We start from the raw sequence: 13,542 nt of genomic DNA, 5'->3' as shown, positions 1-13,542 counted from the left end.
TCTAAAGATATTGGCTTAAAGAGTTGCTTTTTTCATCAAACATATCCCTTAGTGCATCTCCAATTAAATTTATACTGCAACACAATAATAATATACTAAAACCAGGTGCTAATAATAGATTTGGATAGCTTCTAAAATGAGTCTTAGCATCATTTATCATAACACCCCAATCGGCTTGTGGAGGTTGTATTCCTAGACCTAAAAAACTTAACGATGCCATAGAAAGTACACTTTTTCCTATCCTTATTGTAAATAGTACTATAAAAGGAGCAAATATGTTTGGAATTATATAGTGCAAAATTATATAAAGATGACTAGCACCTAATGCTCTTGCACCTTCAACATATTTTTCTTCTTTTACCTTTAATACCTCTCCTCTAACTACTCTTGAAAAACCAGCCCAGGAAGTAAATACTATTGCAATTAATAAACTTTTTATACCTGGTCCAAGAACTCCAGCAAGAGCAATCATAAAGCTAAGACTGGGAAGACCTTGAAATATATTTACAATAGACTGGATTATCGTATCTACTATACCACCACAATATCCTGCTATTATACCTACAAAACTACCAAATAGCATTGTTAATAGGCTTGCTAAAAAAGCTAAAGATATGGATACTCTGGCTCCATATAATATTCTACTTAGAATATCTCTACCTAGAGTATCTGTTCCAAGTATATGCTCTCTAGAAATCCCCATTAACCTATCCTCCATTTGTACTTGATTAGGGTCATATGGAGCTAACTCTGGTGCAAACATTGCAACAAGTATCATAATTATTAGCACTAAAAAAGCTAGTTTATGTATAAATAACATTTCTTTAAATTTATCCATATTATTTACCTCCAACCCTCATTTTAGGATTAAGAAATAGGTAACATATATCTACAATTAAATTAAACACTATAAATATAATCCCTGTAAATAGCACATATCCTTGCACTACTGGATAATCCCTACTCATTATTCCTTGTATTACATAGCTTCCCATACCTGGAATACTAAAAATAACCTCAACCACTGTGGAGCCTCCTAAAATAGCACCAAAATAATTTCCCAGAACAGTTACAATAGGCATTAATGAATTTAAAAAAGCATACTTAAAAATAACTATTTTATTTGGCAGGCCCTTAGCTTTTGCCACTGTTATATAGTTTTGTCCTATACTTTCTATTAAAGTTGCTCTATTTAGCCTTGCTACAGTTCCTATAGTTCCAGCTGCTAAAACAAATCCAGGCATTATTAAATGTTTAATTGTACCATACCCACTTGTAGGTAGCCATCTAAGATTCTCACAAAATATACTTAACATGATAATAGCTAACCAAAACCCTGGAATAGATGTCAGAAGCAATGATACAAAAGTGCCAATCTTATCTATCGTTGAATCCTTTTTTAAAGCCATGATTATAGCTAGTGGTATAGATAACACTATAACAAAAAACATAGCCATTAAAGATAAAGAGAAGGTTATTGGTAACCTTCTTAATATCTCTTCTGTGATAGATGTCTTTTTGATATAGGAAAGTCCTAAATCTCCAGTCATAGCTTTTTTAGTCCAATTAATATACTGAACTATAATATTATCATTTAACCCTAATTCTTCTCTAACTCTTTCTATTTCTTCATCTGTAGGAGCAGAAATACCATCCATGCTTAAATATTCAACCGCTGGGTCACCAGGTGCTATAACCCCTAATATAAATCCTAGAAAAGTTATTCCTATCAAAATAGGGATAGTCATCAATATCCTTCTAATTAAATATTTAAATGGTGTTTTCACTACTTACTCCACTCCATATTTGCTAATGTAGTTCCATATAATGTAGGTTTGTACCCAGTTATTTTTTTATTATAGGCAATTAAGTTAACATCTTCAAATAATGGTATAGCTGATGGATGTTCTGCTGATATATCTTGAAGTTCATTATATATTTTACTTCTTTCATCTAAGTCCATTGTTTTTTCTAATTGACCTATTAATTCATCTGCTCTTTCATTTTTATAGCCCAATGAATAAGCTATATTACTTGACCCTGTGCTTCTCATATAACTATCAAATATAGAAAATGGTTCTGCATTTGGAAGCCCTTGAGTGTGAAGTGCTATATCATAATTTCCTGTTTTTTGTGCTTCCTTAAAAGCTGCTCCATCAAGTATAGTTATTTTAGAGTTTAATCCAACTTCACTTAATACAGATTGTATATACTCTGCTACAGTTTTGTATGGATAACGGTCTACACCATAAGATGGTATTATAAACTCTAACTCTTTTGTTTCCCCTTTTAACTCATCCTTTATGATTTTTTTTGCTTTTTCTGCATCATAAACAGGTTTAATTTCCTTAGCAAAAGGAGAACCTTGATTCAATATATTCATAGTGGGAGTTCCATATCCTCCATAAAATTTATTTACTATAGTTTCTCTATCCAACAACAAACTTAGTGCTTCTTTTATCTTAACATTATTAAATGGTGCCCTAGTACCGTTTGTAGATACAAATTGAGTTATTGTTGATGGAGATGTTTTAATCTCAAAGTTTTCATCCTTTATTAGCTCACTAGCTAACTCTGGAGTAATAGCCCCTAAATCCATAACACCCATAATTTCCTCTGATTTAAGTGCTGTGTAACGAGTTTGTGCATCTTTAATTACATTTACTCTTACATTTTTAACTTTACTTTTATCTCCATAATAGTCTTGATTTCTCTCTAACAAAACAAATTGTTCTTTTTCTCTTTCTTTTATCTTAAATGGACCAGTTCCTTGTGCATATTTAGTAAAATCTCCCGTTTTTATATCAAAACACTCTGGACTATACATAGCACTTCCAAATCTAGCCATGTTGTATATTAAAGTTGATATTGGTTTACTAAAAGTAAGTTTAACTTCATAGTCAGAAACTTTATCCACACTTAGTAAATTAGGATATGTCTTTTCTATATCAAACGAATAAAAAGGTGAGGATTTTGTTTTCATATTCATATAACGTTCAAAGTTTTTTACTACTGAATCTGCATTCAAATCTACACCATCATGAAATTTTACACCCTTCTTTATTGTAAATGTCCATTCTTTATAATCATCTGAATTTGACCACTTTTCTGCAAGTTCTGCCTTTGGTTTTCCATCATCACCCAATCCTATTAGCGGTTCCCAAACATAAAGTATAGAACTTGTGTAATAAGCATCTTGTTCACCTGGTGCCAAATCCCTAGCTGCTGCTAAAACTACTTCCTTTTCATTATTCATCTTACTAACATCATTATTTTCCTCTGGTTTACTACACCCTGTTAGCAATGATAACATCAGCATAACTGCTAAAATTATACTACTCAACTTCCCTTTTGAAATCTTCCTCATGATACATTTCCCCCTTATTTAGAAATATGAGCATAAAAAAAGTTATAGCAAATAATGCTATAACATCCCATTTTAATATGTATACTTTAAATTCTAAATTCCATATACAAAACAATAAATCTAGTTGCTCCCCTCTAAATTTATTTACTAATATTTAATGTAGGTATCTGACTTACATTTCATTTTCTCAGCCTTTCTAAATAACATCTGTTGGCTATGTAGAATTTATCCATGCTTACAGTGATGGGTTCGTGTTGGATTTTCACCAACTTCCCTACTCTTTAAATACGTTTATTCAATTCTTAGTTTAATTGTATGCAATCTTATATAAATTGTCAACTTAAATCAAAATATAGCACTATATGCAAAATTATAAATATATAGTAATTCATCTGATAAAAATACTACTTTTAATTTAGTATTTATATTTACTAGTTGTATATGTTACAAACTAAGTGTCTAAGCTTTATTATGAAATATAAATATTTAAATTAAAATTTACAATTATCTATCTATTAAAGTCTATTATAAAAACAGATATATTTTTTTCATACGGAAGGTAATAAGCTACTTTATCTCCTTTAACTACATTTTTCATAATATGATTGTATATAGTTTCATACTCTCCGCCTTCATCATAAGACTTAGCATACCTGACTATATCATCTTTACAGGTAAATGTCTGTCCAAATTCAAGACTTAATGGTATTAATTCATATTTAAGTTTCTTTTCATCTAATAATGATTTTAAATTTTTTGAACTATGTCTTTCTACCATGTCCATTCTTTTCTTAGATACTGGAATATGAGTTTTGGATTTATCATTAACAATTGCAATTAATCTATCACAGTGTTCAGTAAAAAATTCTATATTCTCATATGAAAAAAATGAAATTAATATAGTATCAAATCTTGTATTTATCTCTTTAAAATCTTTGACCATATATCTAATATTGTTTATATTATTGTCTTTTATTGATTTTTCTAAGTAATTTATAGCATTTTGGTTTATATCAATACAAGTTATATCTTTTAGTTCTTCGCTTAAATACATATCTATTAAACCTAATCCACAACCTACATCACAAAAAGTTTGGCTATCTTTGATGTATGGAATTATTTCTTTAGCTAATATCTTGTGAAAACCAGTATATTCACTTGCATCAACAAAAGATTTTATTGTAGTATCATTCCAATTCATTCTCATACTTAAATTTCCCCACTATCTTTTAAATTTACTTTCTGACCTGTACTGTAAAACATACTGTTTCTCTCATTTCCACTTATTATGCTCATTACTTTATCATGTTCTTTAATTACAAATCCTGATAAATCATTTACTCCATACTTAAATAATATAGGTGCCATTGGAGTTGCTGGACCTACCAATACCACATAAGCATTTTTACTTAATTCTAAATACCAAGGAAAAGTTTTTGTACTTAATGTGTAACAAGATATAACTACAAAGTCCTGTTCAGGTAAGATATATGGTGCTGAAGTCTCTGGATAATCACCATATATATCTTCACTTTCTATTATGGATAAATCACACACAGGTGCAAATAGTTGTTCTAAATAGTGAAAATGACCTATAACCGCTACCTTTTTCCCCCTTATCATATTTTGGTATGAAATAAAAGGGTCATTAATTCTATCTTCTATAAAATTGTTTTCATTTAACTTTATATTATTTTCTTTTGAAATTTTTACAGAATTATAATAAGAATTTATTGCAGCTAAGCCAATTCCTGATTCTGTGATATTCCAAGACTTAATACATCCAGCTATTTCATGTAAAGATTTTCCTTTAAAAGATTTTACGAACTCTGGAGGACGCCCATCTTCATTATATACAAAACCGATACCACTACCTACACTACTTCTTACTAAAATATTATGTTGCCCAACAGCTATATCTTCAACGATTATATCCTTAGGAATTCCTTCTATTAAATCATCATAAATTTCCCACAAAGCCAGTTACCTCCTCCTGTACAATACTTTTTATTTCTTTTCTATTTAAGACTTCACCTTTTCTAACCTTGTGCCTAATATCTAGTAAAATATTATCTAAGCTTTCTATGTATTTAATACTTTCTATTTCTTCATCTGTCGTAGATATTACCTTTGAAATTCCACCATTTTTAATAACTATTCTTTTATCAGCATTTAAAGCTAATATAGGGTCATGTGTTGAAATCAAAATTATTTTTTCCTTTTTAGATAATAGTCTTAGAGCTTCTTTTCTATCTATACCTGCATTTTCAATTTCATCAATTAAAACTATCGGTGAAGAACTCATATATGCAGTATCCGATATCATAAGAGCTCTTGATTGACCTCCCGATAATTGAGTTATTTTTGTGGTTAATTCAAATTTTTCTCCAGCTAGTTTATTAGCACAATAAAAGCATTTTTTTACTATGTCATCTTGATTTTTACAGAAACGACTTTTAGAGTGCATTTGTAAAAATTCTTCTACTGTTAAATCCATTACAAAATTCATATTTTGTGAAAGTTGAGCTACTAACTTTCCATCCATAACAAAACGAGTTTCATCACTTGGAACACTTTCATTTATTAATATTTGTCTGTTAGTAGGAGTGTCTCTCTGGGCTAAACATTCAATATCCTCTAGCAGTCTACTTTTTCCTGAGCCTGTAGGTCCAACAATACTTATAATTTCTCCAGCCTTTATTTTCAGCGAAATAGCTTCTTTTTCTTTTAGCTTATTGTACCCACCATTAATAGTAATACTTTCTATATTTAAGCTCTCTTCATCTTGGTCAAATTCTTTTAAAAACTCCACCAATTTAATATATAATTCTTCTTTTTCTATACCAAAAGTTATATAAAATTCCTCATCTAAAGATTCTATTAAATTATTAAAAGCAATTGAGTCATCTATATTACTTAGATTATAATTTAAGAAAAAATCAAAGGCCATAGAATAGCTTTCTTTTATCTCTTCTATAGACATGTTTAGTAAATTTTCATAATTATCATATTTCATAGTCAAACTCCATTTTCTTTATCATTCCCATTTGATAAGATTCTCCAATTCTAGTCTCTCCAGTACAGTAAGAACACACTGATGCTGGTGTTGTAAAACGTAATTGCTTTTCTCTAAGCGTAGTTATTTCTTTTATATCACTTAAATATTTCTTAAGTAAAAACACTCCTTGTCCTGTGATTCCATTTATAAATATTATCTTAGCTTTTGAATTTACTTGACGTACATTAAAGGAAAATACCTCCCTTTCTGCTTGTGATACTATATCTCCTTTTGTAATTACAACAATATCAGCATATTTTAGCATTGGTCCTATTTTTCTAGGTGTATTTATCCCTGATAAATTATCTATTACACAAACTGCTGGTATAGTTTTTATATATGGTGAGCAACGATTACAAAGCCCTGCACTTTCAGTAATTAAAATATCTAAGTTTAATTTTTTAGACCAATAAAGTGCATCTTCAATATTACTTATAAAAAAATGGTCTGGACAAATTTTACCAGAAAGTCCAATTTGAACAGGTATATTATTCTCTTCATATCTAATCTGGTCAAAAGATGTAAGGCAGTCAAACTTTACTACTCCAACCTTATTTTCTTCTGCCTCCATAGCTTTAATTAGATGAAGAATAACAGATGTTTTTCCGGATGATGGTGGCCCTGCTACTGTAATTAGTTTCATATCAATTCCCCTTTTTATGAAAGAAAGTAGGTAAAATCCTACTTTCTTCTAATTTACGTCTATATATTATTTATTAACTTTATGTCTATACATTATTTAATAACTTTATATCTATATACTATTTAATAGCGTTTTTAGTTAATTTGCTATATTGTCCATCACTTAAATCAACATGATAAAATAACTTATAAAATTCTTTTGTTTTTTCTTTTAAATCATAATTAAAATGCTCTGGATAAAGTATTTCAGATAACCAAATCATACCCATATATCTATTTACAGATGGAGGGAATTCCATCCAATTATATGGAGTGCTTGGTGCTTCATAGTATTTATTACTAGATATAGCACTTATTTTTTGCCATTCAGCCTGACTTCCTACTTTACTATATATACTCTGTGGTGCAAACACTATTACATCTGGATTCCATAAGTATAATTGTTCTAATGATACTTCATTTCCATTGCCTTTACTTGATGGGTCATCAAGCTTTGCAACATTATTTGCAAGTATATTAATAATTTCAGAGTGGAAAGACCCTTCTGCGATTACATTTGTTCCTGTATCTCCTAAGCAATAAGCAAGGTTTACTTTATTCTTATCACCTATTTTATTCATCGTTTCTACAGTTGTATCATAAGTAGTTTTACAGTAATCAGCTAATACTTTTGCATTATCTTCTACATTTAAAATTTTCCCTAGCTTAGTGTAGCATTCTGACATATTAGCAGTTGTAGCTTCTATAAATATAGTTGGTATACCTGTTTGTTCTTGTATAGAATCTAAATCTTCTTTCATGCTACCTTTCTTCTCACCTATATCAATAATTACTTGTGGTTCTGCTGCTGCAAGGGCTTCCATATTTAAATCTCCCTTACCATAAAATTGACCAAAAACAGGAAGACTAGTATACTTTTTATCCACATAGTCTTTTGAATCATCTGTCCAATCTCCTGATAATCCAACTAACTTATCTGGTGCCACTGAAAATAGTACGATTTGTGCTAAACTTCCTGAAGGTGCTATTTTTTCAATATTTGCTGGAATCTCAACCTTTCTACCTACTGAATCAGTAAACATTATTGTTTTAGATGCGTTTTTATCCTCTTTTTCACCTTTAACATCATCATTTGATGATGTACATCCAACTAAAGATGTTATTGCTAAAGTTAGTACCAATAACAATGATAATAATTTCTTTTTCATTTTATCCCCCTTAAGTAAATTATATAGTTACACTTTTTGGTATGCAGACTCTGATTTTATCATCATATAAACTGTTTAATTCTACATCTACGTTATATAATTTTTTAATTAGACCAGAATTAATTATGTACTTAGGCACACCAAAAGCTAATATTTCATGATTGTATAAAGCTAAAACCTTGTCTGCATACAAAAAGGCCTGGTCTGGATTATGTGTTGACTGAATTATTATATATCCATCCCTCGTTAATTCTTTTACTGTATTTAATACTCTGATTTGATTCCCATAATCTAAATCAGAGGTCGGCTCGTCCATAATAAGTATCTTTGCGTTTTGAGCTAAAGCTCTCGCAATAAGTACTAATTGTCTTTCTCCTCCACTTAAATTTACAAAACTCCTATCTTTTAAATAGGAAATTCCTATTTTGTCTAAAGATTCTTCAACTATTTCCATTTGTTTTTTAGTAGGTTTAGACATAGGTGAAATTTGTGATGTTGTTCCCATCAATACCATTTCAACAACGGAATAACTAAACACAGGATTATGAGACTGAGGGATATAAGCTATTTTTCTTGCTAGATTCTTAATTTTATAATCCTTCAAGTTTTTTCCATCCAATAATATTTCACCTTTATATCCTTTTAATAACTGAAGTATACACTTAAACATAGTACTTTTCCCTGCACCATTAGGTCCTAATATACATAGTAACTGACTACCTTCAACATTAAAGGATATTTGATTAAGTACATTTTGATCTTTATAAAAATAACTGAGATCTTTAACTTCTAAAATCATATTAATCCCCCCTTTTCGTAATCAGATATATGAAAAATGGTACACCAATAAATGATGTTAATATACCTATAGGTATCTCACTAGTCCATAAATTTCTAGATACATTATCAACTAACAACAAAAACGATGCTCCAAACATAGCTGATGTTGGCAATAAATAAACAAAATTATTTCCAACTAATCTTCTAGATAAATGTGGTATTACAAGACCAACCCAACCTATCATTCCACTTACAGCAACACTTGCAGAAGTTAAAAGTGTAGCACATATAATAGTAATAAATCTTATACGCTTTGTATTTATCCCCATTGTTCTTGCCTCATCTTCTCCTACAGTCAATGTGTTTATTTGCCAGCTAATAAGTATTAGAGGTACTATACCTATTAGCATAGGAATAATTGCAAATTTTATATCAGATATTTTAGCTCCTGATAAACTCCCCATCAACCAATATGTAATTGCAGGTAACTGGTCATTAGGGTCTGCTACAAGTTTTATAAAAGATGTACCTGAAGAAAATAATGAACTTACCATAATACCAGATAAAATTAAGCCTAACACTTTACTTCCCTTTGTTCTTTCACTTATCAAATAAACTAAAATTACAGTAATTAAACTAAAAATGAATGCACTAACAGTAACCTCTCTACCGCTTTTATAAAGAAATAGCGCTAAAGCTGCTCCAAATGCTGCTCCAGATGATGCCCCTAGTATATCTGGTGATGCCATAGGATTTAAAAAAATATATTGATATGATGCTCCTGCAGCTGCCAATGCCCCACCTACTAAACATGCAAGTACTATTCTTGGCAATCTAACATTTAAAAATATAGTTTCCATGCTATCTGTCCAAAACTTATCTATATTGCATATTTTTGAAACTAAAATTCCAAATACTTGATGAGGCTCTACTGGATATTTTCCAAGTGCTAACGATACTAATATCAATACAATCAATATAATAACTAAACAAAGCATAATTAATTTATTACTTCTTACACTCTTACTCACTTATTTAATCCCTTTCTGCCCCTACTATTTTCATCATTTTACCTGTCTTTTCAATATCCTCATAAGGTGCACTTATTTTTACTAAATTAAAACATTTGTCTATATCCTCTACAACAAATCCACCTATATTTTTTATACCTATTTTTTTAAAATCTGAAGATATAGGTGTCGATATATCACAAATTACGCTTTCTTTATTAAGTGAATCATTGGCTATTTTTATTAAATGTTTATTAATAATTAAGTCTCCACCTAAATATGTACTATCATAGTTTTCTACTAAATATCCATATGCTGATATGTTGTAATCACCTTCTTCTATTTTTCTATTGAAAAAATCCACATCATATCTAAATTTAATTTTATTTTTATTTTTAAGATTTCCCTCTACTACTGCTATTTTTTTTGATGAATCATCAATCATGGAAATAAAATGATGATTAATTTTCTCTACTTTTGATGTTTTATTGCAAATATTCTGATTATAATAAGAATTTATTGCTGCTAATCCTAAACTAGCCTCTATAAAATTCCAAGACTTAATTGACGTGCATAAATCTTTTAAAGACATATTTATTTTTATATCGTTTTCAAAAGAAAATCTTTTATCACATAATAAATGACTAATACCTGCTCCATAATCTGTTATTACCATAGCAAACTCTGAACCTATAACAAAATCTTTTACTCTTATGTTTTCTGGTACTTTATCTATTAAATTATTATAAAATTCCCACATTTTGTCACCCCCTTCAAAGTAATTATATTATGTTTTATACTATTTAGCTATAATATTTTATATTTTTTTATAATTTTAGTTATGTTTTGTTATGTTTTATTATGTTTCATTTTTCATACTTCCGTATTTCTTAATTTAACAGTCCTATTTTAAAGTCATCAGTTTATTTAGTAGATATGGCTATTATGCACAAGTTTTCCATAAATTCAAAATAACTATAATACTCTTGAAACTAAAAAAGCCATGCAAACTAATCTAATTTGCACGGCTTTATACTCATTAATCTACACCTAATACAGCTTTAACTTTTGCTGCTATTGTGATAACTCTTGGCCCAAATATAACTTGAACTGAATTTTTCTTTCTAACTACTCCACTTGCACCTAAATCATTTACCCAGAAACCATCTTCATAGAATCCATCTATTGAGTTTAACTCTACTCTAAGCCTAGTTGCACAGTTTGTAATATTTTTTATATTACCACTTCCTCCTAGACCTTCTATTATAGAATGTACAAGTTCTGTATCTTTGTCTTCTACTGTATCTTCTACTGCACCATTATTTACTGCTTTAACATTATCTACTGATTGTCTTTCTCTGTATTCTTTCTTACTATAAAGCTTAACTTCTTCTGAACTTCTTCCTGGTGTCTTTATATCAAACTTCTTAATTGCCCATTTGAATATTACATAAGTAACTATAAAGAATATTGGTATTAAAAATAATAAAGGTAATGTACCCACTTTTTGAGATTGTAACAAGTTAGGAAACATATGTCTAAATGATTCTCCCATTATAGAAACATTAAACATTTCTGTAAATACATATGTTAATCCTGCTAGCGATACATATACTACAAAGTACAATAATGGTGCAACAAATAAGAATGTATACTCTATTGGTTCTGTTACCCCTACCAACATGGCTGTTACTATTGCTGGTATCAATATACTTCCATTAAACCCTAAGACAAAAACGTTTTCCACATTTGCAAAAACTGACCCTAATCCTATAAATACCCCTGCTACAACAAGTAATATAACAGGAATCATCATTGCTCCAGAAAGTACTTGTAATTTATCATTCATTTTGAATAGATTATAATTAGTTAGACAATAAATATTTTGTCATGATATTATTATATATAATAATACAAAGAGAGATTGTTTTATCAGAGCTAGAAAAAGTAATACCTAATATGAAATAATTATACTAATTGAAAAGGAAGTAGTCTATGAAAATAGCAATCATAACAACTGAATTCTTAAAGGAGTTTGTAGAGAACTCTATAAAAAGGTTAAATATTAATGCAGAAATTGAAATATATATTTATAAAGATTTTTCTCATGTTGGAGATTTGTATCTAGAAATCGAAGATAAGTTTGATGGATTTGCAGTTAGTGGCCCTATCCCTAAGGAAGCTATTACAAAAAAAGCTGGTACTATAAAAAAACCTTTAGTTGATTTTGGTACTGATTTACAAAGTTATTATGATACGTTTCTAAAACTTATTTTTAAATACAATACATTAGATTTTTCTAGAGCATACTTTGACCTAATGGACTGGGCAGATAATCCAAAAGACATATCATATTATTTATCAAATGGTACTTTTGGAGATTTAATGTATAGTATTAATGAAAATGCATCCAAAATGAGTTTATCTGATATAGCAGAACTTGAAAAAAATATTGCAAAAAAACATATTAAGTTATGGGATGAAGGTAAAATTGATTTTTCTACTACTCGTTTTAGTAGTATTGTTCCTATGTTACAAGATGCAGGAGTAAATTTTCATTTTATATATCCTGACATAAACTTATTAAAAAGTACTTTTAATGAATTAATAAAGGACATTCATCTGCATAGAATGAAGGTAAACCAACCTAGTGTAATATATATAACAGCTAAAGATACAAACTATGATGATTATACTATAGATAAAATTTATAAAATATTGAATACTGTAAAAAAAGACAAATTAACTGATTTTATAATTGAAAAAAATAGTAGTTCTTTTAAAATTTTTACTAAATGCGACACTATTAAATCATTAACCAAAAATTTTACTACATGTTATATAAAAGAATTTATTGAAAATAGTATAGAGTTTAAAGTATGTGTTGGGTATGGAATTGGTAATGATATAAAACAAGCTATGTCTAACGCCATAAGTGCTAATAAGGAATCTAAAATAAATCATTTAAACTACAGTTTCTTAGTTAATGAAAGTTATGAGACAATAGGACCTTTATTATGTGATAAATTACTTACTGTTTCAAATAAAGTAACTCCACACATAAATACAATTGCCAAAAATTCTAAATTATCTACTCTTACTATTCAAAAGATTATATCTGTTACTGAAATTCTACAAAGAGATGAAGTTACTCCCAAGGAATTATCTTCATGTTTAAATGTAACAGTAAGAACTGCCAATAGATTTTTAAGTAGTCTCCTAAAGTCTGGAAATGCTACTATATTATACGAAAAACAAAACTCAACAAAAGGTAGACCTGAGAGGGTATACAAATTATTTATATCAGAAAATAAACATTAAAATCTAGAGTACATAAAAACATTTTATCAAAGATAGGCGAAATACTCCATCCTCAACGTAAGTATGGTGGAGATGTAAACCTGTAATATAAATTAAAAGGAGGTGAAGAAATGATACAGATGAAAGCTTTTAAGTTTAGAATATATCCAAATCAAA

Annotated in this window: 13 protein-coding genes and 1 riboswitch; of the genes, 1 reads left to right on the top strand and 12 read right to left on the bottom strand. The window is 29.0% G+C overall.

Translation table 11 applies throughout. The features are described 5' to 3' along the window. Position 1 precedes the first annotated feature (1 nt). The 12 genes from KGF36_RS12960 to KGF36_RS12905 form a co-directional block, all read right to left on the bottom strand. Positions 2–838, bottom strand: a complete 837-nt coding sequence (locus tag KGF36_RS12960) for an ABC transporter permease (protein ID WP_227830078.1) — start codon at positions 836–838, stop codon at positions 2–4. A gap of 1 nt (position 839) precedes the next feature. Then, a complete protein-coding gene (locus KGF36_RS20495; protein WP_227830079.1) occupies positions 840–1,787 on the bottom strand; it encodes an ABC transporter permease in 948 nt (315 codons plus the stop codon). Beyond that, a complete protein-coding gene (locus KGF36_RS12950; protein WP_227842811.1) occupies positions 1,787–3,367 on the bottom strand; it encodes an ABC transporter substrate-binding protein in 1,581 nt (526 codons plus the stop codon). The genes KGF36_RS20495 and KGF36_RS12950 overlap by 1 nt, the downstream gene beginning before the upstream one ends. Positions 3,368–3,528: 161 nt before the next feature. Next, positions 3,529–3,666, bottom strand: a riboswitch (cobalamin riboswitch). A gap of 209 nt (positions 3,667–3,875) precedes the next feature. Continuing rightward, a complete protein-coding gene (locus KGF36_RS12945) occupies positions 3,876–4,574 on the bottom strand; it encodes a methyltransferase (protein ID WP_227830081.1) in 699 nt (232 codons plus the stop codon). Positions 4,575–4,576: 2 nt separating this feature from the next. Then, positions 4,577–5,344 carry a Rossmann-like domain-containing protein gene (locus KGF36_RS12940; protein ID WP_227830082.1) on the bottom strand — a complete coding sequence of 256 codons (768 nt, stop codon included), beginning with the start codon at positions 5,342–5,344 and terminating at the stop codon, positions 4,577–4,579. After that, positions 5,328–6,383, bottom strand: coding sequence for an ATP-binding cassette domain-containing protein (locus KGF36_RS12935; protein ID WP_227830083.1), 1,056 nt, complete (start codon positions 6,381–6,383; stop codon positions 5,328–5,330). The genes KGF36_RS12940 and KGF36_RS12935 overlap by 17 nt, the downstream gene beginning before the upstream one ends. Beyond that, positions 6,373–7,068: a GTP-binding protein gene (locus KGF36_RS12930; RefSeq protein ID WP_227433850.1), complete on the bottom strand. Its 696-nt coding sequence runs from the start codon at positions 7,066–7,068 to the stop codon at positions 6,373–6,375. Before KGF36_RS12930 ends, KGF36_RS12935 begins: the two co-directional genes overlap by 11 nt. Positions 7,069–7,186: 118 nt before the next feature. Next, complete coding sequence (locus KGF36_RS12925) at positions 7,187–8,275, bottom strand: ABC transporter substrate-binding protein (protein WP_227854794.1); 1,089 nt, start codon at positions 8,273–8,275, stop codon at positions 7,187–7,189. A 19-nt stretch (positions 8,276–8,294) separates the two neighbouring features. Then, entirely contained in the window at positions 8,295–9,074 is a 780-nt protein-coding gene (locus KGF36_RS12920; protein ID WP_227830085.1) for an ABC transporter ATP-binding protein, read from the bottom strand. Position 9,075: 1 nt separating this feature from the next. After that, entirely contained in the window at positions 9,076–10,086 is a 1,011-nt protein-coding gene (locus KGF36_RS12915) for a FecCD family ABC transporter permease (RefSeq protein ID WP_413841418.1), read from the bottom strand. 4 nt (positions 10,087–10,090) lie between these two features. Next, positions 10,091–10,825, bottom strand: a complete 735-nt coding sequence (locus KGF36_RS12910) for an enolase N-terminal-like fold-containing protein (RefSeq protein ID WP_227830086.1) — start codon at positions 10,823–10,825, stop codon at positions 10,091–10,093. 279 nt (positions 10,826–11,104) lie between these two features. Continuing rightward, complete coding sequence (locus KGF36_RS12905; protein ID WP_227854793.1) at positions 11,105–11,914, bottom strand: glucose PTS transporter subunit EIIB; 810 nt, start codon at positions 11,912–11,914, stop codon at positions 11,105–11,107. A gap of 146 nt (positions 11,915–12,060) precedes the next feature. Between KGF36_RS12905 and KGF36_RS12900 the strand changes: the two genes are divergently transcribed. Then, positions 12,061–13,386, top strand: coding sequence for a hypothetical protein (locus KGF36_RS12900; protein WP_227838972.1), 1,326 nt, complete (start codon positions 12,061–12,063; stop codon positions 13,384–13,386). The last annotated feature ends 156 nt before the right edge of the window (positions 13,387–13,542 follow it).

The organism is Clostridioides sp. ZZV14-6009 (assembly GCF_020658095.1).
In the GTDB taxonomy this organism is placed as follows: domain Bacteria; phylum Bacillota; class Clostridia; order Peptostreptococcales; family Peptostreptococcaceae; genus Clostridioides.
The sequence above is the reverse complement of the archived record's forward strand: the minus strand, read 5'-3'. Positions and strand labels throughout refer to the sequence as shown.

What these genes read in the sequence shown, in the direction of transcription:
- KGF36_RS12950 (WP_227842811.1), bottom strand. Translation starts at nt 3,367, where the DNA reads ATGAGGAAGATTTCAAAAGGGAAGTTGAGTAGTATAATTTTAGCAGTT.
- KGF36_RS12920 (WP_227830085.1), bottom strand. Translation starts at nt 9,074, where the DNA reads ATGATTTTAGAAGTTAAAGATCTCAGTTATTTTTATAAAGATCAAAAT.
- KGF36_RS12900 (WP_227838972.1), top strand. Translation starts at nt 12,061, where the DNA reads ATGAAAATAGCAATCATAACAACTGAATTCTTAAAGGAGTTTGTAGAG.
- KGF36_RS12935 (WP_227830083.1), bottom strand. Translation starts at nt 6,383, where the DNA reads ATGAAATATGATAATTATGAAAATTTACTAAACATGTCTATAGAAGAG.
- KGF36_RS12925 (WP_227854794.1), bottom strand. Translation starts at nt 8,275, where the DNA reads ATGAAAAAGAAATTATTATCATTGTTATTGGTACTAACTTTAGCAATA.
- KGF36_RS12905 (WP_227854793.1), bottom strand. Translation starts at nt 11,914, where the DNA reads ATGAATGATAAATTACAAGTACTTTCTGGAGCAATGATGATTCCTGTT.
- KGF36_RS12930 (WP_227433850.1), bottom strand. Translation starts at nt 7,068, where the DNA reads ATGAAACTAATTACAGTAGCAGGGCCACCATCATCCGGAAAAACATCT.
- KGF36_RS12945 (WP_227830081.1), bottom strand. Translation starts at nt 4,574, where the DNA reads ATGAGAATGAATTGGAATGATACTACAATAAAATCTTTTGTTGATGCA.
- KGF36_RS12910 (WP_227830086.1), bottom strand. Translation starts at nt 10,825, where the DNA reads ATGTGGGAATTTTATAATAATTTAATAGATAAAGTACCAGAAAACATA.
- KGF36_RS12960 (WP_227830078.1), bottom strand. Translation starts at nt 838, where the DNA reads ATGGATAAATTTAAAGAAATGTTATTTATACATAAACTAGCTTTTTTA.